At 66.0% G+C, this 26,362-nt stretch carries 31 protein-coding genes; 12 read left to right on the top strand and 19 right to left on the bottom strand.

The features are described from left to right. Positions 1-110 precede the first annotated feature (110 nt). Both IG178_RS01695 and IG178_RS01690 read left to right on the top strand, forming a co-directional pair. Positions 111-1,385 carry an amino acid permease gene (locus IG178_RS01695; protein ID WP_193210761.1) on the top strand — a complete coding sequence of 425 codons (1,275 nt, stop codon included), beginning with the start codon at positions 111-113 and terminating at the stop codon, positions 1,383-1,385. After that, positions 1,382-2,476: a hypothetical protein gene (locus IG178_RS01690; protein ID WP_193210760.1), complete on the top strand. Its 1,095-nt coding sequence runs from the start codon at positions 1,382-1,384 to the stop codon at positions 2,474-2,476. Before IG178_RS01695 ends, IG178_RS01690 begins: the two co-directional genes overlap by 4 nt. On the opposite strand, the gene IG178_RS01685 is transcribed toward IG178_RS01690, so the two are convergent. Next, positions 2,466-3,494, bottom strand: a complete 1,029-nt coding sequence (locus IG178_RS01685) for a serine hydrolase domain-containing protein (RefSeq protein ID WP_193210759.1) — start codon at positions 3,492-3,494, stop codon at positions 2,466-2,468. The genes IG178_RS01690 and IG178_RS01685 overlap by 11 nt on opposite strands. A 91-nt stretch (positions 3,495-3,585) precedes the next feature. Between IG178_RS01685 and IG178_RS01680 the strand changes: the two genes are divergently transcribed. From IG178_RS01680 to IG178_RS01670, 3 genes are read left to right on the top strand one after another with little or no spacing between them, the layout of a single operon-like run. Continuing rightward, the gene (locus IG178_RS01680; protein ID WP_193210758.1) at positions 3,586-4,788 is read left to right on the top strand and encodes a hypothetical protein; all 1,203 of its coding nucleotides are present in this window, start codon (positions 3,586-3,588) and stop codon (positions 4,786-4,788) included. A gap of 9 nt (positions 4,789-4,797) precedes the next feature. Further along, positions 4,798-6,468: a ribosomal protection-like ABC-F family protein gene (gene abc-f, locus IG178_RS01675; RefSeq protein ID WP_226894622.1), complete on the top strand. Its 1,671-nt coding sequence runs from the start codon at positions 4,798-4,800 to the stop codon at positions 6,466-6,468. 19 nt (positions 6,469-6,487) lie between these two features. Next, on the top strand, positions 6,488-7,312 hold the full coding sequence (locus tag IG178_RS01670) for an NAD-dependent epimerase/dehydratase family protein (protein ID WP_193210757.1): 825 nt from the start codon (positions 6,488-6,490) through the stop codon (positions 7,310-7,312). Positions 7,313-7,376: 64 nt separating this feature from the next. Here IG178_RS01670 and IG178_RS01665 read toward each other — a convergent pair whose 3' ends face one another. Then, positions 7,377-7,808 (bottom strand): hypothetical protein, encoded by a 432-nt coding sequence (locus IG178_RS01665; protein WP_193210756.1) that lies wholly within the window; start codon positions 7,806-7,808, stop codon positions 7,377-7,379. A 197-nt stretch (positions 7,809-8,005) separates the two neighbouring features. Here IG178_RS01665 and IG178_RS01660 point away from each other — a divergent pair, with 197 nt between their 5' ends. Beyond that, entirely contained in the window at positions 8,006-8,593 is a 588-nt protein-coding gene (locus IG178_RS01660; RefSeq protein WP_193210755.1) for a YiiX/YebB-like N1pC/P60 family cysteine hydrolase, read from the top strand. 7 nt (positions 8,594-8,600) lie between these two features. Here the strand turns inward: IG178_RS01660 and IG178_RS01655 are convergent, their stop codons facing one another. The 5 genes from IG178_RS01655 to IG178_RS01635 all read right to left on the bottom strand — a co-directional run bounded on the left by IG178_RS01655 (position 8,601) and on the right by IG178_RS01635 (position 11,695). Continuing rightward, a complete protein-coding gene (locus IG178_RS01655; protein WP_193210754.1) occupies positions 8,601-9,305 on the bottom strand; it encodes an NlpC/P60 family protein in 705 nt (234 codons plus the stop codon). 73 nt (positions 9,306-9,378) lie between these two features. Next, positions 9,379-10,134 (bottom strand): DUF2459 domain-containing protein, encoded by a 756-nt coding sequence (locus tag IG178_RS01650; protein ID WP_193210753.1) that lies wholly within the window; start codon positions 10,132-10,134, stop codon positions 9,379-9,381. A gap of 34 nt (positions 10,135-10,168) precedes the next feature. Beyond that, complete coding sequence (ppnP, locus tag IG178_RS01645) at positions 10,169-10,492, bottom strand: pyrimidine/purine nucleoside phosphorylase (RefSeq protein ID WP_193210752.1); 324 nt, start codon at positions 10,490-10,492, stop codon at positions 10,169-10,171. A gap of 25 nt (positions 10,493-10,517) precedes the next feature. Then, entirely contained in the window at positions 10,518-11,270 is a 753-nt protein-coding gene (locus IG178_RS01640) for an FKBP-type peptidyl-prolyl cis-trans isomerase (RefSeq protein ID WP_193210751.1), read from the bottom strand. Positions 11,271-11,305: 35 nt separating this feature from the next. After that, entirely contained in the window at positions 11,306-11,695 is a 390-nt protein-coding gene (locus IG178_RS01635) for a DUF3817 domain-containing protein (protein WP_193210750.1), read from the bottom strand. 193 nt (positions 11,696-11,888) lie between these two features. Here IG178_RS01635 and IG178_RS01630 point away from each other — a divergent pair, with 193 nt between their 5' ends. Both IG178_RS01630 and hprK read left to right on the top strand, forming a co-directional pair. Next, positions 11,889-13,109: an OmpP1/FadL family transporter gene (locus IG178_RS01630; RefSeq protein ID WP_193210749.1), complete on the top strand. Its 1,221-nt coding sequence runs from the start codon at positions 11,889-11,891 to the stop codon at positions 13,107-13,109. A 60-nt stretch (positions 13,110-13,169) separates the two neighbouring features. Next, on the top strand, positions 13,170-14,123 hold the full coding sequence (hprK, locus tag IG178_RS01625) for an HPr(Ser) kinase/phosphatase (RefSeq protein WP_193210748.1): 954 nt from the start codon (positions 13,170-13,172) through the stop codon (positions 14,121-14,123). A gap of 16 nt (positions 14,124-14,139) precedes the next feature. Here hprK and IG178_RS01620 read toward each other — a convergent pair whose 3' ends face one another. After that, positions 14,140-14,406 carry an HPr family phosphocarrier protein gene (locus tag IG178_RS01620; protein ID WP_193210747.1) on the bottom strand — a complete coding sequence of 89 codons (267 nt, stop codon included), beginning with the start codon at positions 14,404-14,406 and terminating at the stop codon, positions 14,140-14,142. A gap of 151 nt (positions 14,407-14,557) precedes the next feature. Here IG178_RS01620 and ptsP point away from each other — a divergent pair, with 151 nt between their 5' ends. After that, complete coding sequence (ptsP, locus tag IG178_RS01615) at positions 14,558-16,321, top strand: phosphoenolpyruvate--protein phosphotransferase (RefSeq protein ID WP_193210746.1); 1,764 nt, start codon at positions 14,558-14,560, stop codon at positions 16,319-16,321. Between the two features lie 3 nt (positions 16,322-16,324). Here the strand turns inward: ptsP and IG178_RS01610 are convergent, their stop codons facing one another. The 6 genes from IG178_RS01610 to rpmH all read right to left on the bottom strand — a co-directional run bounded on the left by IG178_RS01610 (position 16,325) and on the right by rpmH (position 20,692). Further along, positions 16,325-17,458 carry an alpha/beta hydrolase gene (locus tag IG178_RS01610; RefSeq protein WP_193210745.1) on the bottom strand — a complete coding sequence of 378 codons (1,134 nt, stop codon included), beginning with the start codon at positions 17,456-17,458 and terminating at the stop codon, positions 16,325-16,327. 41 nt (positions 17,459-17,499) lie between these two features. After that, positions 17,500-17,865 (bottom strand): DUF2237 family protein, encoded by a 366-nt coding sequence (locus IG178_RS01605; RefSeq protein ID WP_193210744.1) that lies wholly within the window; start codon positions 17,863-17,865, stop codon positions 17,500-17,502. Between the two features lie 70 nt (positions 17,866-17,935). Beyond that, positions 17,936-19,762: a membrane protein insertase YidC gene (gene yidC / locus IG178_RS01600; RefSeq protein ID WP_193210743.1), complete on the bottom strand. Its 1,827-nt coding sequence runs from the start codon at positions 19,760-19,762 to the stop codon at positions 17,936-17,938. A gap of 30 nt (positions 19,763-19,792) precedes the next feature. Then, positions 19,793-20,074, bottom strand: a complete 282-nt coding sequence (gene yidD / locus IG178_RS01595; protein ID WP_193210742.1) for a membrane protein insertion efficiency factor YidD — start codon at positions 20,072-20,074, stop codon at positions 19,793-19,795. Between the two features lie 52 nt (positions 20,075-20,126). Next, positions 20,127-20,483 (bottom strand): ribonuclease P protein component, encoded by a 357-nt coding sequence (gene rnpA, locus IG178_RS01590; protein WP_193210741.1) that lies wholly within the window; start codon positions 20,481-20,483, stop codon positions 20,127-20,129. A 26-nt stretch (positions 20,484-20,509) separates the two neighbouring features. After that, positions 20,510-20,692: a 50S ribosomal protein L34 gene (gene rpmH, locus IG178_RS01585; protein WP_193210740.1), complete on the bottom strand. Its 183-nt coding sequence runs from the start codon at positions 20,690-20,692 to the stop codon at positions 20,510-20,512. Between the two features lie 238 nt (positions 20,693-20,930). Between rpmH and IG178_RS01580 the strand changes: the two genes are divergently transcribed. Together IG178_RS01580 and IG178_RS01575 are read left to right on the top strand one after the other, a co-directional pair. Then, a complete protein-coding gene (locus tag IG178_RS01580; RefSeq protein ID WP_343225909.1) occupies positions 20,931-21,374 on the top strand; it encodes a GNAT family N-acetyltransferase in 444 nt (147 codons plus the stop codon). 6 nt (positions 21,375-21,380) lie between these two features. Then, a complete protein-coding gene (locus tag IG178_RS01575; RefSeq protein WP_193210738.1) occupies positions 21,381-21,629 on the top strand; it encodes a hypothetical protein in 249 nt (82 codons plus the stop codon). 24 nt (positions 21,630-21,653) lie between these two features. Here the strand turns inward: IG178_RS01575 and trpB are convergent, their stop codons facing one another. From trpB to folP, 5 genes are all read right to left on the bottom strand, one after another. Further along, entirely contained in the window at positions 21,654-22,859 is a 1,206-nt protein-coding gene (gene trpB, locus IG178_RS01570; RefSeq protein ID WP_193210737.1) for a tryptophan synthase subunit beta, read from the bottom strand. Between the two features lie 66 nt (positions 22,860-22,925). Beyond that, complete coding sequence (gene bioD, locus IG178_RS01565; RefSeq protein ID WP_193210736.1) at positions 22,926-23,558, bottom strand: dethiobiotin synthase; 633 nt, start codon at positions 23,556-23,558, stop codon at positions 22,926-22,928. 116 nt (positions 23,559-23,674) lie between these two features. After that, positions 23,675-24,517 carry a diadenylate cyclase CdaA gene (cdaA, locus tag IG178_RS01560; protein WP_193210735.1) on the bottom strand — a complete coding sequence of 281 codons (843 nt, stop codon included), beginning with the start codon at positions 24,515-24,517 and terminating at the stop codon, positions 23,675-23,677. Positions 24,518-24,593: 76 nt separating this feature from the next. Then, the gene (locus IG178_RS01555; protein ID WP_193210734.1) at positions 24,594-24,827 is read right to left on the bottom strand and encodes a hypothetical protein; all 234 of its coding nucleotides are present in this window, start codon (positions 24,825-24,827) and stop codon (positions 24,594-24,596) included. Between the two features lie 56 nt (positions 24,828-24,883). Then, entirely contained in the window at positions 24,884-25,669 is a 786-nt protein-coding gene (gene folP, locus IG178_RS01550; protein ID WP_226894621.1) for a dihydropteroate synthase, read from the bottom strand. 110 nt (positions 25,670-25,779) lie between these two features. Between folP and IG178_RS01545 the strand changes: the two genes are divergently transcribed. Next, positions 25,780-26,361, top strand: a complete 582-nt coding sequence (locus tag IG178_RS01545; RefSeq protein ID WP_193210732.1) for a hypothetical protein — start codon at positions 25,780-25,782, stop codon at positions 26,359-26,361. The last annotated feature ends 1 nt before the right edge of the window (position 26,362 follow it).

Raw genomic sequence — 26,362 nt, 5'->3', positions numbered from 1 at the left:
ATCCGGAACCCGGAATCAAATGTTCATGCGAACATTTTCCCGCGACATGAAAATCGGCCGTCACCGTTTGCGGATTGCCAGAGGCAGGACGATGCGCGAACACGTTAGAGGTGTCGAAAAGCAATCGAGCCGGGATTCCCGCGGCCTCCGCGCTGGTGGTGGCGAACATGATCGGCACCGGCGTCTTCGTTTCGCTCGGCTACCAGCTGCTGGATTTCCACTCCGCGCCGCCGATCCTTTTCCTCTGGCTGCTCGGCGGGCTGGTCGCGCTGTGCGGGGCGCTGTGCTATGCCGAGCTCGCCCGTCACTTGCCGAAGTCCGGCGGGGAGTATCATTTCCTCGGCGCCATCTATCATCCCTCGCTCGGTTTCATGGCGGGCCTGCTGTCGGCGATCGCCGGCTTCGCCGCACCCACCGCGATCACCGCGCTGGCGATGGGCGCTTACCTCAACAAGGCGCTGCCATGGATCGACGCCACGGCCGCCGCGGCGGTGGTGATCGTGATCGGCGCCGCGGCGCACGGCTTGAGCGCCAGTACCAGCGGCCGGGTTCAGGTCGTGGCGACGACGCTGAAGTTGCTGCTGATCACCGTCTTTCTGGTCGCGACCTGTGTGATACCCGGCAAAGGGGACATCCGCTGGAGCTTCGACGCCGCGGAGGACCTGCCCCAGGTGCTGAGCCCGATGTTCGCCGGCGCGGCGTTCTATGTCTTCTATGCCTACAGCGGGTGGAATGCCGCGGTTTACGGGCTGGAGGAATGGAACCGGCCGGAGCGCACGGTGAAGCGGGCCCTGGTCGGCGGAACCCTGCTGGTGACGGCGCTCTACGTGGGCCTCAACATGGCCTTCCTCAAGGCGGCCCCGGTCGAGGCGCTGAAGGGCAAGGAAGAGGTCGGGCATGTCGCGGCGCAGGCCATGTTCGGGGACCAGGCCGGCCAGGTGATCTCCGGCTTGTTCGCGACCGGCCTGTTCGCGTCGGTCAGCGCCCTGCTGTGGGCCGGGCCGCGGGTGCTCGGGGCGATGGCCCGCGACCTCCCGGCACTGCGGTTCTTTTACTCGCCGGGGGAGGTGCCGCTCAAAGCCCTGGCGTTCCAGGCGATCCTCGCCCTGGTGCTGGTGGGTTCGAGCAAGATCGATTCGCTGATGACCTACACCCAGACCGGCCTGACCCTGTGCACCTTCCTCACCGTCGCGGGGCTGTTCAAGATCGGCCGCGGCGGACGGATTCCGCGGATCACCTATCTTCCCGCCTTGCTTTTCGTCGCGGTCACTGGATTTGTGATCGTGCGCATGTTCATGCACGGCTGGGGCCCGGCGACCATCGGTCTGCTGACCGCCGCCGTCTGTGCCGGCCTGTGGTTCCCGCTCCAACGCTTCTCACGATGAAACGATTGCTCCTCTGCTCGCTCCTGCTCGCCGCCTGTGGTCCATCGAAGCCCCCGGCCGGGACCACCCAAACGCTCGGACCCGGGCCCGCCGATTTCAAGGTCGTCTCCGGCAACGCGGCGCCCGATGACATCGCGCTGTTCCTGGCGGGCCAGCCGGTGCGCCACGGCGCCGCCTTGTCACAAATGCAGCAAAGCGGCAACTACCAGGGATACGCCGGCCAGATGGGGCTCAACTGGCGGGTCTTCGCCGCCAAGCGGACCGCCCGCCAGCGCGACTGGTCCGACGCCAACATCCGTCCGCTCACCGGCAACCCGCGGGTCCTGCTCTATCCCTTCGGCGGGCCGGATCTGCTGCACGCGGCGTCCTTGTTCCCCAACACCTCGACCTACGTCCTGTTCGGGCTCGAGCCGACCGGCAGCGTGCCGGCCCTGGAGCAGGCCGACCCCGGCGCCGTCTATTCCTCACTGCGCCGCCTGGACGACGTGATGGAGAGCGAGGTGAAGCACGGCTACTTCATCACCGAAAAAATGAGGTCGAACCTCTCCGGCGGCGTGATGCCCGGCGTCACCCCGGTGCTGCTGGCCCAGCTCGGACTGATGGGCGCCACGGTGAACAGCGTCCAGTCGATCAGCGCCGGCGGACGCTCCGGGGTCGACATCCGCTTCAAGCTGCCGGGCTCCGGTTCCAAGCGCGCGATCTATGTCTCGGGTGACCTTTCGAACGGCGGATTCAGCGGATCGTTCCGCAATTGGGTCGGCTCTTTCGGCGGCGGGGTCGCCTATTTCAAGGCGGCTTCCTACCTGATGCACGACTCGTCGTTCTCCGGAATCCGCGACTGGGTGCTCGGAAACTGCCACGCCGTGGTCCAGGACGACTCGGGCATCCCCTACCGCTACTACGACGCCAGTAAGTGGAACGTCCGGCTGTTCGGCGACTACGACCGCCCGATCGAGCTGTTCACGAAGTTCACCCAAGCCGACCTGCGCGCCGCCTACGACACCATCGGCGGCGGCCCGGCATTGCCGTTCGGGTCGGGCTACCAGGTCCGCGACTACCAGTCGAACCTGCTCATCGCGGTCAGACGCTGAGCGAGTCGAGGAAAGGCCCGTCCTTCCACGACGGCGAGCGGCCGAGGCGGGCGACGACTTTCCCCGCCGACGGCCAGATGAACACCCGCCGGCCCGACGAGCCGATCAGAGCGACGAGGTCGGAAGGCTGGTTCTTCGACAGGCAGGCGCGCTGCCACAGGCTGCTGGCCGGCGCGGGGTCGAGCGCGTCCTCGACTTCGATCGCGTGAGACCCGGCCTTGCGGGCATTTGAATTCCGCCACAGTCCGCCGCCGAACATCGGGTTCACCGCGGAAGGCCGGGTCATGCGGGCGAACAGCGCCGGATCGAAGCCGGCAACACTTTCGCCGGCGAGCAGGCGGGCGAGCGTCCGCCCGAGCCGGCCCAGCGCCTCGACGTCGAGTTCCGCGCCGGTCGACAGGAAGAAGCGGCCCTTGCGGTCCGACCGCCAGTCGGGGCTGCTGAGGCCGACCGGGCGCATCACCGCCCGGTGCAGGAATTTCTCCAAGGTCTCCCCCCTCGCCACGAGCTTGCGTTGCATCAACTCCGCCAGCACCTCCCAGCAGGCCGGGCCGTAGCGAAAGAAGCTCCCCGGGTCGTTCACCACCGCCAAGGCGACGGCGTTGCGACCCTTGTCCGTGGGATTCCGGTAGAGGGCTGCCACGCCGGACTCCAGGCCGGCCGTCTGCTGGAGCAGCATCGACACCGTGATCCTCGCCTTGCGGGAGTCGCCGCTCCACTCGGGAATCGTCGCGGCCACCCGTTCGCCGTCGGAAAGCCAGCCCTCCCCCATCGCCCGCGTCGCCGCCAGGGCCGCCAGCGACTTGGTGATGCTGAGGGCCGGCCCGCTCGCACCCGTGTTCCAGCCGTGAAGCTTGTGCCCCCCCGACCATGCCGCCCACCCCTGCGCGCCGCGGCTGCGGGCGATCGCGTCGGCCCGCTCCAGCTGCGAACCGCTCCATGCGCCGCTGCCGGACGGTCCGGCACAACCGCCGCAGGCGGCAACCATCGAGCACAGGAACCGGCGCCGGGACAGCATCACATCCCATCCATAGCACCGGCGGCCGCCGGACGGAAAGCGACAACTGGTTTGTTGTGTCTAACGATCATCCATGCATGATCCCTCCCCCATGAGGCTCGCCCGTCCCGCACTCACCGTTTTCGCCGCCGCTTGCCTCACCGCCACCGGCGAGGAAGCCCGTACCTGGACCGACGTGAAAGGACGGACCCTGGAGGGAACCCTGGTCAAACAAACCGAAGCCGAAATCTGGGTACGCCGCGACAACGGCAGCCGGGTGAAGATTGCACGCGACACCCTGAGCAGCGGCGACCTCGACTACCTCAAGGCAGCCGCCAAGGCGAAGAAGTCGCTGAAGGGCGAACGCTTCGACACCTCGAAAATCGACCCAACCGCCTGGCAGCCGCGCCCCGTCGGCCTCCGCCTCGGCAAGCTGGTCTACCCGGTCACGCTCGAGTCCCCGCACTTCATCGTCGGCGGCCAGGCCAAGGTCAGGCCGGCGATCCTGGCCGCCTATGCGGAAGCGGCAGAGCGGCTGTGGACCGACATGGCCAGCGACTATCCCGGCCTGGTGGAAGCCTTCAAGGACCGCAAGATGCCGATCGTCCTGCTCGAGGACAAGGGCGAGTCCAAGACCCTCGCGAACTGGCACCGGAACCATGCCCAGGAAAGCAGGACCGTCCGCTACAGCTACAGTCTGGAATCCTACACCATCGTCGCCTTCGACCTCGACAAGGACTTCGCCAAAGAGTCCGGCTTCACCAACATCGGCCGGGCGTTCCGGCTCGACGCCAAGGGCGCCGACCACAACCGGATCCTGTGGCACAAGCGGATCCACTTCCTTTCCGAGGACATCCTGCGCCACTGGATCGGCGACCCGGTCCAGAATGGCACGGCCTCGTTCTCGATCATCCGGCTGGTGGCCTCGTTCCATCGCGAAGGCCTCATCTGCGGGAAGATCGAGACCGAGGTGACGATCGGCGGCCGCGAGGTGGAGGGTTTCCGCAACAGCCGGAACTGGTCGGGCATCACCAAAAAGCTCCTCAAGGACGGCGCCCAGGCCGACATCGAGACGCTGCTCCAAACCCAGGCCAGCCGCGCCGAACCGCGCGACCTCGGTTTCGGCTACGGGCTGATGCACTTCATCCACGCCGACGACGAGCGGCTCGCCGGATTCGCGAAACTGCTGGAAGACATCTCGGAGCACAACGAATCGCCCGACGCCGGGGACTTCGCCGAGGCGCTCGGCTACGAGTCGCCCGACGAGCTAAACAGCGCCTGGCGGGAGTACATGATGAGCGACGCCTTCGAGTAAGTCGGCGCCTTGCCGCTTGCCCGACGCGCCCGGGTCCCCTACACCCGCGGCGTGCTCTCCATTCACAAGCTCACCAAGACCCTCGGCGGCCGCACGCTTTTCCGCGACGCGGAACTGACGATCAACTGGGGCGAACGCATGGCCCTGGTCGGCCCGAACGGCGCCGGCAAGTCGACGCTTTTCCGGATGATCCTGGGGGAGGAAGACCTGGATGGCGGCACCATCGAGCGCGACGAATACGCGATCACCGGCTACCTCGCCCAGGAATCCGGCGACCCGGGCGACGAAACGGTGCTGGAGATCGCCATCGGCATCACCCCGGAAATGGTCGGCTACCTGCGGACCATGCGCGAGCATGAGGCGGCGGGCACCCTCGACCATCCCGACTACGCCCACGCGCAGGACCAGTTCAACCTGCTCAACGGCTACCAGCTGGAGCCCAAGGCGAAGAAAATCCTCGCCGGACTCGGGTACAAGGAAGCCGACTTCCACCGCACCGCCCGCGAGTTCTCCGGCGGCTGGATCATGCGTGCCTACCTCGCCCGCCTGCTGGTCCAGGAGCCCGACCTGCTGATGCTGGACGAGCCGACCAACCACCTCGACCTGCTCTCGCTGCTGTGGTTCCAGCGCTACCTGATGAACTATCCCGGCGCGATCCTGATGATTTCCCACGACCGCGACTTCATGGACGCGATCATCGAGAGCGTGGTGGAAATCGACCCCGACGCCCAGGAGCTCATCTCCTACACCGGCAACTACACCAGCTACCTTGAGCAGCGCGAAGCGCGCTACGAGCAGAAGGTCCAGGCCTACCGGAACCAGAACAAGGAGATCGAAGGCCACCAGGAATTCATCGACCGTTTCCGCCAGGTCGGTTCGAAGGCGGCGCAGGTACAGTCGCGGATCAAGTTCCTCGAGAAGCTGGACCGGATCGAGAAGCCGCGTGCCCCGCGCAAGCCCTTCAAGTTCGCCTTCCCGCAGCCGGCCCGCTCGAACCAGAAGGTCGTCGACCTGAAAAAGATCGGCCAGGCCTATGGCGAGAAGGTCATCTACAAGGACCTCGACCTGACCATCGAGCGCGGCGACAAGATCGTCCTGGTCGGCCCGAACGGCGCCGGCAAGTCGACCCTGCTCAAGATCCTCGCCGGCCAGCTTGAGATCAACGGCGGCGAGCGCGAGGTCGGCTACCTGACGAAGATGGGTTACTACTCGCAGCACCGCTCCGAGACCCTCAACGAGGACAACACCGTGCTCGAGGAAGTGCTGGCGAGCTGCCCGACCCTCCGCGAGGAGGACGCCCGCGCCATCCTCGGCACTTTCCTGTTCCGCCGGACCGACGTGGAAAAGCGCTGCGGCGTGCTTTCCGGTGGAGAGAAGTCCCGCCTCAACCTGGTCAAGTTCCTCGTCGATCCGCCGAACCTGCTGCTGATGGACGAGCCGACGACCCACCTCGACATCCTCTCGATCGACTCGCTGGTCAACGCCTTGAAGAGCTACGAGGGCACCCTGGTGTTCATCTCCCACGACGTGCACTTCATCCGCAACCTCGCCGAGACCACGCTGCACATCGCCCGCAACGAGGCGGACACCGCCAGCGTGCTGACCCGCTACACCGGCGGCTACGACTACTTCCTCGAGAAAAGCGGACTCAACGACGACCGCGGCGCCGTGACGGCGTGACGGCCGCACCTCTCCCGGCATGCCGACGCTACTCCTCTGCGGCCACGGGTACCTGGGACATGCGGTCGCCCGCGACTTCCTGGCAGCCGGCTGGGAGGTCGTCGCCCTCTCCCGCTCGGGCGACGATGGCAGCCTCGCCTGTGACTTGAGCTCGAATGCCGACGTCGCGGCGTTGCGGGTGAAACCGGACTTCATCGTCCACTGCGCCTCCTCCGGCCGCGGCGGTCCGGACGCCTACCGGGCCGTCTATTTCAATGGCTGCCGCCACCTGCTCGACCGCTTTCCCGGCATGCCGCTGCTGTTCACCTCCAGCACTTCCGTCTACGCCCAGACCGACGGCTCGGAGGTCACCGAGGAAAGCCCCGCCGAGCCCGATCGCGAAACCGGCCAGATTCTCCGCCAGACCGAGGACCTGGTCCTCGCCAATGGCGGCCTGATCACCCGCCTTTCAGGTATCTACGGTCCCGGCCGCAGCGTGATCCTGAAAAAGTTCCTCGCCGGTGAAGCCGTGATCGAGGAGGACGGCCGCCGCTTCCTCAACCAGATCCACCGCGACGACGCCGCCGCGGCGATCCTTCATCTCGCCGGCCTTCCCGCCGCGCAGGTCCGCCTGTTCAACGTCTCCGACTCCCGGCCGCTCGCCCAACTCGAGTGCTATCGCCAGCTCGGAGTAATGTTCTCCCGGCCACTACCGCCCGCCGGCCCGCGCGACCCCAACCGCAAGCGCGGCTGGACCCACAAGCGCGTCTCGAATGCCCGCCTCCGCGCCACCGGCTGGGAACCGCGATTTCCGTCCTTCCTCGACGCCGCGGCTCAGATCGCCCCGACCTTGGAAGGAGCGTGAAACGGGATGGGGCCAGCTCCCCCGTGAGAGGAACCGGCCCCTGTCATATGGCACTCCAACCGCACTAGCGGATGAAGCCGAGTCCGGACACCCGCTCCTTGCCGTCGCGCTCGGTCACGGTGATGGTCACCGTTCCCCCGGCCGAATCGGCGGCGACCTCGGTCTTGAGGTCGTCATGATGGGACACCCGCCAGTTCCCGAACTGGTCCGGCGAGCCCCCCGCCTCGCGGAACGAGGCCGAAAACTGGCTGACAAAGGCCTTCTCGAAATTCACTTTCTCCGTCTCGGAGGGGACCTGCACATAGGCCAGCCCGACGTTCTGGCCCAGCGAGTTCAAGGTCGTCCAATCGATCCGGTCCCGCACCCCCTCCTCGCCGCGGGCCAAAGACTCGAAGGTGCTCTTGGCAAAGCTGACGTCACCGCGGCTCTCCGCCTGGTCACAGTAGGAAAGCAACAACGGCATCGCGGCGGCGAGGGGGAACCAGAGATATTTCATAAGTGGGAAGTTTGGATTCGCCATCTCTTTTGCAGACCCCGATCCATACCTGCAACTCACTGACCACAAGCACCCAACACGCCCTTCAATCCCGAACAAATCATGCAATTCGCATCCCGCGAAGCGCATTCTGCCGACTTGCCTGCGTCCCGATTTGCCTGCCAGATTCAGGCATGTGGAGATGGATGACCTGCGGAATGTTGCTCGGATTGGTGTCGTGCTACGGCGGCGGAACCACCTATCAACCGGAAACCGGCGACATTGTTTTCCAGTCGCTGCCGAACCCGCCGGGCCTCGATCTGGTCGATGCCATCGAAGGCGCGACCGGCTCGCCCTATTCGCATTGCGCGATGGTGTTCGAGGAGAACGGGCAGTGGCAGGTCATCGAGGCCATCGGCCCGGTGAAGGTCACGAGCCTGAAGGAGTACACCGCCCGCGGTCGGGGCGGCAAGATCTGGGCCTACCGGTTCGACCAAGCCGGGCGGAAGTATGTCCCCGCCGCCCTCGCCACGATGCGCAAGGACCTCGGCAAGCCCTACGACCCCCGCTACCGCTTCGACGACCAGGCGATCTATTGCTCCGAGCTGATCTGGCGTGGCTGGAAATCCGCCACCGGCAAAGGCCTCGGCAACACCGTCACCCTCGGCAGCCTCGGGTGGAAACCCTACCAGCCGGTGATTGAAGCCATCGAGGGCCGCGGCAACCTGCCCCTCGACCGGGAAATGATCACCCCGCGAGACCTCGCCAAGGCTCCCCAATTGACCCGGATTTTCCCCGCGGAGTAGGTGATTCCTATTCCAAGACGGTCCACCGGTGCAGGCTGACCTCGCAACGGAACCACGGATTGTCATCCTCGTCGGCGCGGGCGATGAAGACCTTTCCCGGCCCCGGGTCCGCCTGGATCCACGATCCGCCACCCAGATAGACCATCACGTGGCTGCCGCCGCGGGTCACGGCCAGGTCGCCGGCGACGAGCTCCGCGGGGTCGAGCTTCCAGAGCGGTCCCTCCACTCCGATCGGGCGGGTAAAGCCACGATAGCCCTCGCCCATGGCCCGCGCGCTGGTATCGAACCACCACTGTGCCAGCCACATCCTCGCGGCACGGCCGTTGCCCCGGATCGCCTGATGCCGCAAGGCATCGCGCAGGGCCCGGCGCGGCAACCCCGAGCAATCGATGCCCCGGGCATTCTCGCCACCCCAGACGTAGCGGCAGCCGTCAAAGGCCTGCATCGCCGCGAGGTAGTCCTCCCGCAGTCGCGCGCGATCCAGGTCGCGTCCGGGCAGAGCCAGCGGCAGCAACAGCAGGCATGGACCCACGATCGCCGCCGCTCTCGGCAGAGGTTTTTTCCACAACGCAATCACCAGCCCGACCCAGCAGGCGGCAAGGACGAGCGGCAAGCCCCAGCGCATGCAACCATCGTGGTAAGGCCGCCAGATCAGGAAGCCCGCGACGACTCCTCCATAGATCAGCAGCCGGGCGATGGTCTTCCGCTTCATCCGGGCGATTCCACCAGCGCGGCTGGCGGGCCGCCACCTTGATCCGCCGGGTCACGGCGAATTCACCGGGGCTTCACATTCCCCGTCGCTTGAGCTCCGCCTCCAGTTCGGCGTGGCGCGGGTCCTTTTCGCCATCCCAGATCTTGCGGAAGCCGTTCTTCCGGGAGGTCGCCTGGCGCACCAGGCCGTTGGCGGAAAGCGCGGCCGGGACGGCGATGGAAAACCCGCAGCTGTCGAGCGCCTGGGCGGTCCAGACATTGCAGATCCGGGGGAAGTAATAGGAATAGTTCTCCGGACAGCGGATCAGGCGGCCGTTGCCCCAGCTCGACTTGCCGATCGTCAGCGGGCCCCCGGCCGGATTCTTTGCGGCGCAGGCATTGAGGAAGGCCGCGAGGGAATAGCCGGCGGATCGCGGGACATCGGCGACGAAGACCCGCTGGTGATGGCAGACCTGCTCGACCTTCCAGTCGATCGGGATGCATTCCATGACGGAAGGCGAAGGCGCGAACAAGGCGCCGGCCACCTCGCCGACGGAAAGCCAGCGCTCCTGCAGATAGGCGACCTCGTCGCCCCAGCTCATCACCACGTACTTGTGATTGCCGATCTCCGGGGGTTTCTCGAAGCCACACTGCTCCAGCCACTCGAGCTCGAAAACCAGCGCGGTGTGGAGTTTGTCGGCCAGCAGGTGGACCGGCACGGTCTCGCTGGTCGCGACATGGATCGACTGCGTCTCGATGCGCGCCACGCCCGGCTCCGGTGCCGGCAGGTGCATGGCACAGGAGGCCAACAGGACCGCAGGCAACAGCAGGACGAGTCGGAGCAGTGACATGGCGGGGCCTTCCATACCTCGCCCGGAGCCTGAATCAAGGCGTTCCGAACGAGCAGATGTATTCGCAGGGCGAATCCGTCACCGTGATGGTGAAGCCGCTGTCGCCGGGAACATCGAAGGAAGCCCCGGCCGCCACGACGATCTTCGCGGTGGTGCCGTCGAGCACGACCTCGCAGGCACCGGCGGTGATTTCCATCACTTCCGGGTCGGCGGTGCCGAAGTGGTATTCACCGGGGAAGATGATCCCGAGCGACTTCTTGCGGCCGTCTGCCAGCTGCAGGGAGTGGGAGATGACCTTGCCGTCGAAGTAGACGTTGGCCTTGGCCAGGACGGTGACGTTTTCGAATGAAGTGGACATGGAGGCGGCGGATTTGCAGCGAAGCTCAGAGGATGTCGATCAATTCGACGTCGAACACCAGCATGCCGGCCGGGGCACCCGGCGGCGGGTTCTCACCGTAGGCAAGCTTGGCCGGAATCCAGAAGCGGCGCTTCTCGCCGCCGACCATCAGCTGCACGCCTTCGGTCCAGCCGGGGATCACTCGGTTGAGCGGGAATTCGATGGTTTCGCCGCGGACGACGGAGCTGTCGAAGAGCTTCCCGTCGGTGGTCCAGCCGGAGTAGTGGACTTCCACCGTGTCGGTCGCCTTCGGGTGGCGGCTGCCGTTGCCGGCGGCAAGCACCTTCGAGGCGAGGCCGCTGGCGGTGGTGTGCGCGTCGGCCGGCGGGGCGGCGACGTCCTCGGGAACCGGCGGCGGCTCGGGGGCCTTCTCAATGCCGAACAGCTCGACGTCGAAGACCAGCATGCCCTTCGGTGCACCGGACCGCGGGTTTTCGCCGTAGGCAAGGTTGCCCGGGATCCAGAAGCGGCGGGTTTCGCCGACGACCATCAGCTGCAGGCCCTCGGTCCAGCCGGCGATGACCTGGTTGAGCGCGAAGGAGATCGTCTTGCCCCGGTCGACCGAGCTGTCGAACTGTTTACCGTCGGTCGTCCAGCCGGAATAGTGCACCGTCACGGTGTCCGCGGGACCCGGCTTTTCGGCGCCGTCGCCGGCTTTGATGACTTTCGAGGCGAGGCCCGTCGGGCTGACGATGGCATCGGCGGGCGCGGCGTTGACGTCGGAAGGAGCAGCTGGCATGGCGGCGGCAGCCTTGGCCCGGGGATGCCTGACTGTCAACCCGCTGGATCTTCCGATCGTGTCGCGCTTGCCGCGAGGCGACGGTCGATCAAGAAGGGACCGAAGGGAATCAGTGAAGCCAGGAAAGCGATCGCGGACTGCCTGGTGGTGAGCGCCTTGTTTCCCCACGCCTGGAAGATGACGAGGAGGAAGAGCAGGAACAGCACGCCGTGGATCATGCCGGTGACGCGCACGGCCATGGGCATGCCGGCCAGGTATTTGAGCGGCATGGCGATGCCCAGCAGGACGAGGAAGGAAAGGCCTTCGACCATGCCGACGAGGCGGACACGGCCGACGGGATCGCGGAGACCGGGGAACTTCGGCCCGAAAGCGGGGGCAGTGGTCGGCTCCGAGCGTGGCGGTTGGTAAGGCGACGAAACGGACATGGGCCGAGAGGAACAGCGGACAGGACGATGTCAACGAAAGGCGGCGATGCCGACCGAAATGGAACGAGCGAATCCTCCCGCACGAGAAGCCAACCGGGTGGAATGAATCCCGCTCTGCCTGCTTCTTGCGTCATCATTGCCGTCATGCTTAAAACTAGGGTCACGCTGCCGAATCCCCCCCGAACTTTCGCTCATGAAGAATCTCCTCGCCGCCTGTTCCCTCGCCCTGATGGGCTCCACTTCCGGCGCGGGATTCCAGCTCCACGAGCGCTCCGCCAGCGGTCTCGGACGGGCATTTTCCGGGGAGGCGGCGATCGCCGACGACGCCTCCGTCCTCGCGTCGAACCCCGCCGCGATGTTGCTGCTGGAGGACGAGTGGTCCTTCGCCATCGGTGCCAGCGCGATTTTCGCGGAGGTGGAAGTCAACGGCACCTACGCGCCACCTGCACCGGCACCTCCGGGCACGGTCGTTCCCTCGCCTGCCGGCAACATCGCCTCCGATGCTTACATTCCCCACACCTACCTCGCCTGGCGCATCACTGATCGCCTCAGCATTGGCTTCGGCGCCTACACCACCTTCGGGCTCAAGACCAATTACCCCACCTTCTTCGCCGCCCGCTCCGTGGCCGATTTCGGCGAGCTGGTTTCCTTCAACTTGAACCCCTCGCTCGCCTGGCGAATCAACGAACAATGGTCGGTGGGCGGCGGCTTCGACGCCCTCTACGCCAAGGGCAAAATCACGTCCACCCTCCCCTCCACCTTGCCGACCCTGGACATCGCCGGCGACGACTGGGGCTACGGCTTCAATGCCGGCATCCTGTTCGAACCGGCGGACGGCACCCGCTTCGGCCTGCACTACCGCTCGGCGATCGACCTCGGCCTCAAGGGCCGGGCGGTGTCGGTGCTCGCCCCCTTCAACGGCCCCGTCAGCCTGGACGTCGAACTCCCCGACAGCGTGGAGTTCAGCGCGGTCCGGGATCTCGGCGACTGGTCGATCCACGGCGACGTGATGTGGACCCACTGGAGCACCTTCCAACAGCTCGCTCCGCAGGTCGCCGGGGCCGCGGTCCAACCGCCGGTGACGCAGGAGAACTGGAAGGACTCGTGGCGCTTCGCCCTCGGCACGACCTGGCGCGCCAGCGAGACCTGGACCTTCCGCGCCGGTGCCTCGTACGACCGCAGCCCGGTGCCCGCCGGCACCGTCACCTTGCGCATCCCCGACGCGGACCGTTTCTGGCTGACGGCAGGCTTCTCGTGGGAATTCCACCCCTGCTGGATGCTGAACGCCGCCTACTGCCACGTCTTCGCGGACGACGTGAACATCCGCGACGGCAGTGCCGCGACCGGCGTTTTCACCGGCCGGGCGACCGGCAGCGCGGACATCGTGTCGATCGGGATCTCGACCACCTTCTGACGCGGGTTCCAGCTTTTCCCATCGCCATCCCGGCGGGGCCGTCGTTAGCCTCGGCAACGAATGACACCGCGCGTCAAGCAAACGGCCTCGATCACCATTGGCGAATTCTTCGAACGCCACGCCGCCGGGCTTTCCCTGACCCTGCTGAGCGAAAAACACGGCTTCGAGCGACCGATCAGCGAGCCGGCGCCCAACCGCCCCGGCCTCGCCCTGGCCGGCTTTTTCAGCTACTTTGCCAAGAAGCGGTTGCAGGTGCTCGGCAACTCCGAGATGTCCTATTTGAAGAAGCTCACGCCGCAGATGAGCGCGGAGCGGCTGCGGCGGATGTGCGAGCGCGACATCCCGGGGATCGTCGTCTCGCGCGGGTCGAAGCTCACCGAGGCGCACATGGCGATCGCCGCGGAGCACCGCATCCCGGTCTTCAGCACCACGCTGGTGACGATGAAGTTCCTCAACGCCGCGACCCTGCGCCTGGAGAACGAGTTCGCGCCCAATGTCACCCTCCACGGATGCATGGTCGACTTGCGCGGCATCGGCGTCCTGATCATGGGCAAGAGTGGCGCCGGCAAGAGCGAGACCGCCATCGGCCTGATCGAAAAAGGCGGTGCCCTGGTCGCCGACGACATGGTGCGGATCAAGTACGCTGGCGGTGAACTTACCGCTTCCGCCCCCGCCCTTTCCCGGGGCTACCTGGAAATCCGCGGCATCGGCATCGTCAACGTCGCCAACCTCTACGGCCTCGCGTCGATCCGGCCGGAAAAGCGGCTCGACCTTGTGGTCACCCTGATCGCCTACGCCGACCAGAACGAAATCGACCGCCTGGGCCTGCAACCGAAGTCCTTCGAGATCCTCGGCCAGCAAGTGCCGCACGTCGAAGTCCCGGTTGCCCCGGGCCGCGACACCGCGCGCATGGTGGCGATCGCGGCGCTCGACCAACAGCTGCGCCGCCTGGGCTACAACATGGCGGACGAGTTCAACCAGCGCCTACTCCGCCACATGGCGGGCGAGGTCTAGCGGACCGCGGCCGCGCTCAATCCTCCTCGAACTTGCGGCTGATGAGATCGGCCAAGGCGTCGAGCGCGGCTTCGGCATCGGAACCGTCGGCACCGACGATGATCACCGAGCCGTGGCCGGCCGCCAGCATCATCAGGCCCATGATGCTCTTGCCATCCACTTCTTCGCCGTCCTTTTCGACGCGGACCTCGGAAGTGAAGCGGCTGGCCGTCTTCACGAATTGGGCCGCGGGACGGGCATGAATGCCGAGTTTGTTCTGAATGGTGAATTCGCGCTGCGGCATCGGGATAGTTCGTTCGGGACGGGCCGGAGCCTAGGAGGATGCGCGGGTTCCGTCCAAGTGATTTTTTTGACCGGAGAGCGGCGCTTTGGCCCGGAACGGATGATTTTTGTTCTTTGAACGCCGGGCGCGGCTTCGCAGCATGAGTGCGGAAATGTCCATCCACTCCACGCAGGAATCCGTCCTCCAAGGCATCCCGGTGTCTCCCGGGATCGGCATCGGGCCGGTTCACGTTGTCGCGCGGGGATTTTCCGCCCCCGAGGTCTACGAGATCAGCGAGAAGGACGTGGAGTCGGAGCAGCAGCGCTTCCGCGCCGCGCTGGAGGAGACCAAGGTCCAGCTCGACGAACTGCAGGAGCGCATCAAGGCGATCTCCGGCGAGGCGGAGAGCCAGATTTTCGAAGCGCACCTGATGGTGCTCGAGGACCGGGCGATGCTCGACCGGGTGGCGGATGCCATCGCCTCCCGCAAACAGAACGCGGAGTTCGCCTTCTACGCGGTGATGCAGCATTTCCTGGAAGCGATGCGCCGGGTGCCGGATCCCTATCTGCGCGAGCGCACCTCCGACCTCGAGGACGTCTGCCAACGGGTGCTGAGGAATTTCCGCCCGGAAGACGTCGTCCGCCACGTTGCCCCGGACGAGCAGCACGTCCTCGTCGCCTACGATCTCACCCCGTCCGACACGGTCGCGATCAACCGCCGCCATGTGGTCGGCTTCGCCACCGAACTGGGCAGCGTCAACTCGCACACCGCGATCCTCGCCCGCTCGCTCGGGCTGCCGGCGATCGTCGGCATCGAGGACGCGGTACTCGACATCCGCACCCTCACCCCGTCCATCCTCGACGGTTATTCCGGCAAGCTGATCCTCCACCCGTCCGAAGAGACCTTGGCCCGCTACCGCGAGTTGAGGGATCGCAAGGAGAAGGTCCGCCAGGACCTCGAGGCCCAGCGGGACGCCCTCACCGCCACCACCGACGGGCGCAAGATCACGCTTTCCGCCAACATCGAGTTCCTCGACGAGCTCGCCCTGGTCACCAACAGCGGCGCGAAGGGCGTCGGCCTCTACCGGACCGAGTTCCTGTTGCTCGACGGCGAGGAGATGCCGGGGGAACTCGAACAAACCGAGGCCTACACCAAGCTCGCCAAGGCGCTGTCGCCCCATCCGGTGATCATCCGCACCCTCGATGCCGGCGGCGACAAGCTGCCGGTGGAGCCGCTCACCGAACCGGAGCCCAACCCCTTCCTCGGCTGGCGCGGGATCCGCGTTTCGCTCGACCGCCCCGGGATGTTCAAGGAGCAGCTCCGCGGGATCCTGAGGGCCAGCGTCCACGGCAAGCTCGCGGTGATGTTCCCGCTGGTCTCCGGCCTCAGCGAGGTCCGCCGCGCCAAGGACTACCTGAAGGAGTGCATGGAAGAGCTCTCGAAAGAGGGTGTCCCCTTCGACGAGCGCCTCGAAACCGGCGTCATGATCGAGCTGCCCAGCGCCGCCATCGTCGCCGATCTGATCGCGCCGGAGGTGGACTTCTTCTCGATCGGCACCAACGACCTCATCCAGTACACCGTCGCGGTGGACCGGGTGAACCACCACGTCGCCAACCTCTACCGGCCGACCCACCCCGCGGTGGTGCGCCTGATCAAGCGCACCGTCGATGCCGCCGCCAATGCCGGCATCTGGACCGGGGTCTGCGGCGAAATGGCCGGCGACATCCGCCTCACCCCCTTGCTGCTGGGACTCGGCGTCGAGGAGCTTTCCGTCGGCCCTCACCAGGTGCCCCGCGTCCGCCGCGCCATCCGTGCGCTCAGCCACGCCGAGTGCGCCGCCATGGCCGACGAGGCGATCAAGACGCCGCTCAGCAACGACATCATGGACGCGACGGTCGGCCTCGCCCGGAAGTATTATCCGGAGCTATTGGAGTGATCGTCACCGCACCAGCGGATTGCGCGGGATGCCCCGGTCCGACTTCGGGAAATCCGGGCGCACCGGCTTTTCTTCCGGCGGCTGCTGCGCGCGCTGGGCTTCGAAGCTCTCCAACAAACCGGTCACCCGCTGGCGGTCCGCCTCGATGAGTTCCGTTTGCGGGCTGTCACCGGCCTCCAGGACCAGCACGTCGTAGCCGTCCTTCACCTTGGCCAGATCCTCGAGGGTCTTCATGTTGACCTCCCCGGCCAAGAGGTGGCGGTGCCGGCCGAACAGCCTCGCCTCCCCGGCCACCGCGGGATCCGCCTCCAGCACCGCGATCCGTTTGCGGATCGTCTCCGGCCACGGCTGCCCGGGGGCATTCACGAAGGGCCGCTCACGGAGATCCAGCAAGCCCCGCCATTGCGCCAAAGGCGGCAGCTCCAACAGCTTCGCATAGTCTGCTTCGATCGCGTTGGTGTCGGGGACACCGCCATTCCGCAGCGTGAACCATTCCGTCAAACCCGGCGATCCGTCGCCGGGGAATTCGTGCTTCAAGCCGTGCCAGGTCTCCATCGTCACCGCGGCACCCAGCTTCCCGTAAAAGAGCCGGGCCTTCAGAGCGAACGGATAGACCCCGTCCATGCGGCCTGCCCCGAGGAACAAAGGAGTGCCCGGATAGCTGGCCGGCTGCGGCGAAAGCTGGTTCATGTGCCCCGCGCCCAGGATCGCCGCACCGGCGAGCGAACGATCGGCCTGGAAGAACATCCCGCTGACCCAGCCACCCTGGCTGAACCCGGAGACAAACAAGCGCCCGGGATCGAGTCCCTGCTCCGCGGCGAGGCGGTCGCGGACCCCCTGCAAGATCGCCAGCTCCTTCTTGAGATTGTCCGGCGAGTAGCGGAACGCCCCCTCGAACGAGAAGGTCATGCCGACCACGATCCAATCCTTCGCGCCCGTGTGGCGGCGGATCATGGTGGTCGTCGGGTGCCCGCCCAGGCCGTGATAAAAGAACACCGCCGGCCACTTCTTCGCCGGATCGTGGTTCTCGGGCAGCGAGAGCTCCACCGGCACGGGAAGCCGTTCCACCGTCATCGGCTCGGCGCGGGCGGAGGCCACGGCCAGCGCCAGGCAAACAGGAAGCGGCCGGACGATCATGCCCGCACCCTGAATCCGATGCGCTTGCGGGGCCAGACGATTCAATGGGCGTGGGCGCGCAAGTCGTCGAGATCGAGGAACTCGACCGCCGACTCGTGGGTGGACTCCAACACCACCGGCGGCGCCTGTCCGGCGTCGAGCGCCTCCTTCCAGCGGGCGGCGCACAGGCACCAGCGGTCACCCGGCTGCAGGCCGGGGAACTCGAACTCCGGCCGCGGGGTGGTGAGGTCGTTGCCACGGGACTTCGACCATTCGAGAAAACCTTCGGTCATGCGGGCGCACACGACGTGCACCCCGACGTCGCCGCGGCCGGTCCGGCAACAACCGTCGCGGAAAAACCCGGTCATCGGCTGCGTCGAACACGGTTCGAGCACCCCGCCTAACACATTTCGTCGTTCCACCGCCATGAGCGCATCTTACGCGCTCCCGGCCATTCGTCCAATCCGGGCTTCGTGACGATGCGTGCCAGCCACCGGCTCAGCCGCCGGTCCGCGGCGGGCGCTTCTTGCCGGCGCCACCTTCCTTCGGGTCGATCACCCGGCCCTGGGCCTGGCGCATGCGCTGGGCCTGGTCGGCCTTCTCGGCCATCCGCTCGACCCAGCTCTTGCCGTTCTTGCCCGGCTTGCTCTTGAGCTCCGGCTCGGGCAGGCGATTGCTCAGCCAGGTCTGGAAGATCGAGAAGATGTTCGAGGTGGTCCAGTAGAGCGCCAGCGCGGCAGCGAAGTTGTAGCAGATAAAGAGGAAGAAGAACGGCATCAGCTTCATCACCATCATCTGGGTCTTGTCGCCGCCAGTGTTCGGCATCATCGCCATTTGCAGGAAGCTGGTGATCGCCATGACGATCGGCAGCGGGTTGATCGGGATGCCCCCCAGGCTGAAGATCGTGTCGGGCAGTGCGAGGTCATGGACCCAGAGGAATTCCTGGCCGCGCATCTCCACCGCGTGCATAAGCATCGAGTAGAAGCCGAAGAAGATCGGCAGCTGGGCGAACATCGGGAGACAGCCACCGAGCGGGTTGATCCCGTACGTCCGGTAGAGCTTCATCATCTCCTGGTTCATCTTCTGCGGATCGTCCGGATACTTCTCCTTCAGCTTGTCCATCTCCGGCTTGAGCTTGGCCATCCGCTTCATCGTCCGGTTGGAGCGGTTGTAGAGCGGCCAGATCGCGGTGCGCAGGAGGATGGTCAGGACGATGATCGACAGACCCCAGGCCCACGTGCCGGAGATCTTCGCCAGGCCGGCGTGGATCCACCACAGCGACCAGTTCATGAAGCGGCTGAAGGGACTGAACATCCCGTAGTTCATCAGATCGCCCCAATCCTCGCCCATCTTGCGCAGCACGCCGTTCTGCTTGGGTCCGGTGAAGACCTGATAGGAAATCCCGCGCTGCTCACCCGGGGACAGCACCACCGCCGGCAGGCGGAGGCCGGCACGGATCGACCTCAAAGGCTGGCTCCCCGGCTTCAGCGTGACCGAGCCGGTCTTGCTCCAGAGCAGGGACTCGCCCGGCTCGGACGGCTTGATCACGGTGGCGAAGAACTGGTTGGCGACGCCCGCATACTCCGCCTTGCCGGCGGGTTGAGTGATCGTGTCCTGAGCCTTCTTTAAACCGAACCAGCCCTTGTCGAAGGCGTTGGGAGACGTCAGCGAGAACTCGCCGTCGTTGCGCAGGACGGCACCGGTCTGCTCGCCCCGCTCGTTGAGTTCCAGCGGCGTTGCCGAACCGAGGAAGAGGCTGAAGCTATCGAGATTCAGCGTGTTCTCGGTGGCGTTCTCCAGCTGCACCTTGAGATCAAGCCGGTAGGGTGCCCCGGGTTCGGCACCGTCGACCAGCGACCAGGTCTTCTTGGCAACCAGTCCGGCCGGCAGGCGACCGCGGAAAACGACCGACTTCCCGTCGACCGACTCCTCCGGGACGAACTCATAGGCGATGCCCTCGATCCGGTCGGGGCCGTTGGCGATCGCGCCGATGGCGCTGGCACCGTGGCGGTTGAGCTGCACCGGCCCCTCGGCACCGGGCTTGGCGCCCTTCATCTCGGCGGTCTTCAAGCCGCCGCCGATGTTGGTGAAGGTGAAGATCGCTTCGGAGGTTTCGAGTTTCGAGGTGACCTCGACCACCTGGGTGTCGGGCTCCTCGACCTTCAGCGAACCGGGCTTGTCACCGGTCTCCGGCGGCGTGCCGGAGGATTCGGCAACCTCGTCCTTCCCCACCGGAGCCGGCGGCTTTTTCGGGGTGAAGTAGACGTTGACCGCCAGCAAGATGCTGCAGGCGATCACGACAATCCAAGTCTTGCGGTCGTACATGTGATTGATTGAGAGAGAAAAGGTACCGCGTCAGGTGTCCGGCCCGGCGGAACCGCGGGAGACCCCGGGCGTGTCCCCCCGTTTCGGCGGGACGGGGTCATAACCGTAGCCGCCCCAAGGATGACAGCGGAAAATCCGGCAGACCCCCAGCCATGAGCCGCGGAGCGACCCGTGGGTCTCGACCGCCTGCAGGAAGTAGTTGGAGCAGGTGGGTTGGAAGCGGCACCCCGAGTTCGGCCCGCCGAGCGCCTTGAGCACGGGATTGAGGAACTTCTGGTAGAAGCGGATGACCAGGCGGATGAGGAGTTTCACGCGGATTCGGTGCGGGAGTTTCCGCTTTGTCGTGAAAGTTGCGTGCTATGAATCAACGCGGATTTTCCAACAGCCCGAGCCGCCTGGCCTGCTTCAGCCAGTCGGCCTCCAGGTCGCCGAAGCTGGCGGCCGCCGAGCCGGGACGCGGGATGGTGACCAGCAGGCGCTTGGGATCGAGCAAGCGGTGGCCGTGACGCTGCACGATCGACCGCAAACGGCGGCGGATCAAGTTGCGGTCGTGGGCCTTTCCCACCTTGCGGGTGGTGATGAACGCCACCTTGAGGTGGGGCAAGGCGGGATCCGCGAGGGTGCTGAGTACGACAAAACGGCCGGCTTTCGCCTGGCCGTCTTTCCGGGCGCGGGAGAAATCCGCGCGCTTCGACATGCTGTGCTTCCGCGGGAGGCGCATGGGCCGGGCGCGGCGCGCAGTGAAGATCAGACCCCGTGCTGGGTGGTGTGGCGGTCGAACTTGAGTTCGGCGCCCTTGGGGATGAGACGCTTGCGACCCTTCTGGCGGCGGCGACGGATGATGTCGCGGCCGGACTTGGTGGCCATGCGGGCGCGGAATCCGTGTTGATTCTTGCGGGTGCGCTTGGATGGCTGGAAGGTGCGTTTCATGGCGGTTTCGGGAAAAGGTCGTTTCTGGCGCCCGCAGCGAAACCTATTCGTTCCGGCCCGGGCGGGCGCGCACTCTAGGAGCAAGCCCCGGCTTGTCAATGCACCAGATTCGCCAATTCGACGAATTTTTTAAACGATGCACTGGAAATATCGTGCCGCCCCCCGCCGCCCGTGCCACGCTGCCGCGGATATGAACGGTGTCACGGAGACTCAGATCAGGGCGGGAAACCGGCCGAAAGTGGAAACGGCCACCATCGAAGACCTCCCTGCCCTGACTGAACTGGTGGTCGACCTGATGGCCGGTTCCGACGATTTCTCCCCCGACCGCGAGCTCCAGCACCGCGGCCTGGCGCTGATCCTCGAACAACCGAGCCGCGGCCGCATCTTCGTGGTCCGCAATGAGACGAAGATCATCGGCATGGTGAACCTGCTGTTCACGATTTCCACCGCCATGGGCGGCTTCGTGATCCTGATGGAGGACGTGATCGTGCACCCCGACCACCGGGGCCAGGGCTACGGCTCGATGTTGGTCGACCACGTGATCGAGTTCGCCCGCCAGAAGGATTTCAAGCGCATCACCCTGCTCACCGACAAGATCAGCGCGGAGTCGCAGAATTTCTTCCGCAAGAACGGCTTCGAGTATTCCAACATGATCCCGATGCGGCGGATCGTGGAACCCTGAGGAACCATGGTCATCGGAGCGGTCAATGCGGCGGACGGCTTCGCGATGACAATGGTGCTCATCCTCATCCTGATTCTCAGCCTCGGCACCGTCGCGCTGCTGCTGGCCACCATTTTCCGCAGCGGCAAGGCCCGGCCGACGGAAGTCGACAGGCTTCTCGAAGAGCTTCGTGAGGACGAGGACACCGCCAAGCCGCCGGCCGCCCCGGTCGCCACGGAACCGTGGGAGAGGCAGGCCGACTGGTGGAAGAAGTAGCGGTGCCGGCCGGAGCCAGCGCCGTCAGACGCCGCCGAGCAGGTACTTCGCTGCCTGCTCGACGTCCTTGTCGCCGCGACCCGAGAGGTTGGCGATCAGGATGGAATCCTTCGGCAAGCTGCCGGCGATCTTCGACACGTAAGCCATGGCGTGGGAGCTCTCCAAGGCCGGGAGGATGCCCTCGGTGTGGGCCAGCTCCTTGAAGGCGGCGAGCGCCTCGTCGTCGGTGGCGTAGGTGTATTCCACCCGGCCGATGTCCTGGAGGTGGGCGTGCTCCGGGCCGATCGCCGCGTAGTCGAGGCCGGCGGACACTGAATGGGTGAGTTCGATCTGACCGTCCTCGTTGGCCAGCAGCCAGGTCTTGGTGCCTTGCAGCACGCCCAGCTTGCCGCCCTGGAAGCGGGCCGCGTGTTTCTCGGGGAGAATGCCGAGTCCGCCGGCTTCGACGCCGACCATCCGGACGTTTTCATCCTGGAGGAAAGGATGGAACAGGCCGATCGCGTTCGATCCGCCGCCGACGCAAGCCACCAGCAGGTCGGGCAGGCGGCCTTCTTTCTCCAGGATCTGCTCGCGGGCTTCGAGCCCGATCACGCGGTGGAAATCGCGCACCATCATCGGGAACGGATGCGACCCGAGCGCGGAGCCGAGGATGTAGTGGGTGTGGTCGACGGTTGCCACCCAGTCGCGCATCGCCTCGTTGACCGCCTCCTTGAGGGTCGCCTGGCCGGCGGTGACGGCGCGGACCTCGGCCCCCATCAACTGCATCCGGGCGACGTTCAGGGCCTGCCGCTCCATGTCGACCTTGCCCATGTAGACCACGCACTCCATGCCGAAGCGCGCGCAGACGGTGGCGGTGGCAACGCCGTGCTGGCCGGCGCCGGTCTCGGCGATGATCCGCTTCTTGCCGAGGCGCTTGGCCAGCAGGATTTGCCCGATCGCGTTGTTGATCTTGTGCGCCCCGGTGTGGAGCAAGTCCTCGCGCTTCAGGTAGATCTTCGCGCCGCCGAGCTTCTCCGTCCAGCGCTCGGCGAAGTAGAGCGGGGTCGGACGGCCGACGTAGTTCTTCAGCAGGTCATCGAGTTCGGCCTGGAACGCCGGGTCCTTGCGCGCGGCATCGTAGGCGACCGACAGCTCCTGCAGCGGCGCCATCAGGGTTTCGGGCACGAACATGCCGCCGAATTTGCCGAAATGGCCGGTGGCGTCGGGAAGCGTGGGCGAGGGAAGTGCCATGACGGCGGGAAGAAACCATAGCCGGCGGCCGATAACAGCGGAAAAAATCGCCGGCAGGTGCGAGCCTCAGGACGCCGGCATGAACGGCTCCACGTCGAGGAAGTCCTGGCCGTGGATGATTTCGGCGAGGATCGGCACCCCGGTGAGCTGCTCGATGATGCCCTTGTTGGTGATCGCCGCGGTGTCGAGTTCGTCCTCGAGGTGATTGATGACCAGGCCCGCCACCTCAAGGCCCCGCGAACGGATGGCATCGACGGTGAGGATCGTATGGTTCAAGGCCCCGAGGCGGTTGCCGACGACCAAAATCACCGGCAGCGCGAGGTCGGCCGCCAGATCCGCCATGTCGTAGTTCTCCGCCAACGGCACCCGCCAGCCCCCGGCTCCTTCCACGATGACCGTCCGGTGCTTCGCGGCGAAAGCCTCGAAAGCCGAGCGCAGCGCGGCCGGATCGACCGGGCGGTTCTCCAGCATGCCCGCGACCAGCGGAGCCACGGCGGCTTTCAACCACACCGGATTCACCTCCTCCGGATCCAACCCGCCCGAGGCCGCCGCCAGCAAAGTGGCGTCGTCGCGGTCGCCGCAGCACACCGGCTTGAACCCGGCGGCATCGATACCCTCGGCTTGCAGGGCTTCCAGCAGGAGGCAACTGAAGCGGGTCTTGCCCACCCCGGTGTCGGTTCCAGTGACGAAATAGCTCACGGCGCAGCCGTGGCGCGCCGCCGGTTGCGGGTCAAGGCCCTTCGTCCTCGGGCACGACAATCGCCTTCGGCGGCTTGCCGGCACTCCCCCACTCGCCTTGCTCGCGCAGGTGCTCCCTAATCAGAAACCAGATCGCTGTCGCCAGAAGCAGCGACACGATCTTCGGGATCAGGTTCTTTCGAAACGCTTTTCTCATGGTTGTCTTCGCCGGAAAGGAAGATTTCGGCCATCCGCGCGCGGAATTTCTCCTCGCCGAGGTTCCGCTCGAGCTTGCCCTCCATGCAAATCGAAATCGAGCCGGTTTCCTCGCTGACGATCACCGCCACACAGTCCGCCTCTTCGGTCAGGCCGATCGCCGCGCGGTGCCGCAGGCCGATCGAGCGGTCGCTGAGCTCGCGCTGGCTGACCGGGAACACGCAGGCCGCGGTGGTCACCTTCTTGTTGGAAATCACCATCCCGCCGTCGTGCAGCGGCGTCTTCGGGAAAAACACGGTCATCGCCAGCTCCGGGGAAAAGTCGGCGTTCAGCGCGACACCGGTTTCCTCATACGGCTTCAGCGCGATGTCGCGCTCGATCGCGAACAGGGCGCCGATCCGTTTCTTCGACAGCGCCACGACCGCGTCGTCGAAGGTTTCCAGGAAGTCGAGCTGGCTCTTGTTGGTGAAGGAGAACAGCCGGCTGCTGCCCAATTTCGCCAGAGCGTTGCGCAGCTCCGGCTGGAAGATGATCGGCACCGCGAAGACCATCAAAAGGGCCGCGCGTGTGATCAGCCAGGTGATGACCTCGAACTCGAACAGCCGCAGCAGCAGCGTGATCGCCACCAGAATGACCACCAGGCCCACCAGGATCCGCGCCCCGCGGGTCGCCCTGAAGGCCCGGAAGATCTGATAGATCGCAACCGAGAGAATGAGGATCTCGATCGCATCGCGCCAGTGGTCACTGATAAATTCCCAAACCATCCCGCCGTCGATACTACGCCCCGCCAAACCGAACTGTCATCCGCATTCGCCGGTCCGGGAAAAATCACCGGTCGGTTCAGTAGCAATAGGGCCCGTAATAGGGGCGCCGGTAGTAGCCGCCGTGGTAGTGGTGGTGATCGTTGTTCTGGCCGATCGCGTATCCGACCAGCCCCGCGGCGGCGATTCCGACCGCCGCCGCACCGGGGTCGACCGTTTGCACCGGACGCCCGTAGGCATCGTAGGTGGTCATGCAGGAGCAGCCGGCGAGGGCGACCAGGACGGCAAAGGCTTTGAGGGAAATGGCTTTCATCTCGTTCTGGTCCTCCGACGTAGCCCCGCTGCCGTCTATTCATCGAAAAATCACCATCACCCCGCCCCGAGAATCGCCTCGGTCATCCGCAGCGCTTCCGCATTCGGCCGGACGTCGTGGACCCGGTGGATGCGGACGCCGGCTTCGCGCGCCCAAGCGGTGATGGCCACGGTCGGCCAGGTCCGGTCGGCGAGATCGGTGCTGCCGAGGACCCTGCCGATGAACGATTTCCGCGACACGCCAAGCAGCAGCGGCCGGTCGTGCGGCGCGAGGTCCGGCAAGGCCCGGAGCAGGGCGAGGTTGTGATCCACCGTCTTGCCGAAACCGATGCCGGGGTCGAAGCAGAGGGTCTCCGGATCGATCCCGGCTGCGGTCAACGCGTCCAGCCGTTCGGCAAAGAAACCCCTCACCTCCCCGACCACGTCCTCGTAGTGCGGCGCCAGCTGCATCGTCCGCGGATCGCCCTGCATGTGCATCACCACCACCCCGCAACCGCTCTCCGCACAGAGCCCGGCCATCGCCGGGTCGGCGGTCAGGCCGCTGACGTCATTGACGATGTCCGCCCCCGCCGCCAGCGCCGCCGCGGCGACTTCCGCCTTCATCGTGTCGATCGACAGGCAGCCGTCCCATTCCGCCCGCAGGGCCTCGACCACCGGCCGGGTGCGGGCGATCTCCTCGCCCGCCGGCACGTCCTCCGCCCCGGGACGGGTCGATTCCCCGCCGATGTCGATGATTCCCGCCCCCTCGCCGATCATCCGCCGGGCGTGGGCCAGCGCCGCCTCCACGCCGGCGTGCCGTCCCCCGTCGGAAAAGGAATCCGGCGTCACATTGAGAATCCCCATGATCATCCCCCGGCGGCTGAGATCCAACCGGGCACGCGCCGTTTTCCACCACATGACGGGCCGGAAATGGCCACTTGCCGGCCCGTCGGCCAAGTCCTAATGTCCGCTTCATGAAGATCCGAACCCTCGTCACCGCCGCGGCCCTGCTGATCGGCGTCGCCGGCGCCGATGTCCCCGGCCTGGAAGTCAAAGGCCCCTACGCCAGCATCAAGCGGAACAAGGACGGCTCCTACGAGGAATTCTCCCGGACCCAAGACATGCGGGTCATCACCAAGAAGACCAAAGGCCCCGACCACTCGCTGCGCCTCACCACCGTCTACCGCCTCAGCGTGCAGGGAAACCCGCTGACCTGCGACATCTTCGACGGCAAGGGCACCCGCCTCTTCAAGTCCCGCTATGGCTACGATCCCAAGCCCGGCCTCACCTACGGCAAGCTGGTCGAGGAGCAGATGTTCGATGCCCGGGTCAAGCGCACCGACCCGAAGACCGGCAAGGAGATGCCGGTCCGCCGCTTCCTCTACACCTATGACGCCCAGGGCAACCGTCAGGCGCCGATCGCGATCACCACGATCCCCGGCAAGACCGCCGACGACGTTTTCGGACCGTCCGCGCTCGAGTTCGATCCCTTCGACGGCCAGACGCCCGAAAGTGCCCCGGTGAACCCGCGCTCCAAGCCGGTCGGAGAACGCTGAT

Origin of the sequence: Neoluteolibacter marinus, assembly GCF_014904755.1 — a bacterium.
GTDB lineage: Bacteria > Verrucomicrobiota > Verrucomicrobiia > Verrucomicrobiales > Akkermansiaceae > Haloferula > Haloferula marina.
The sequence above is the reverse complement of the archived record's forward strand: the minus strand, read 5'-3'. Positions and strand labels throughout refer to the sequence as shown.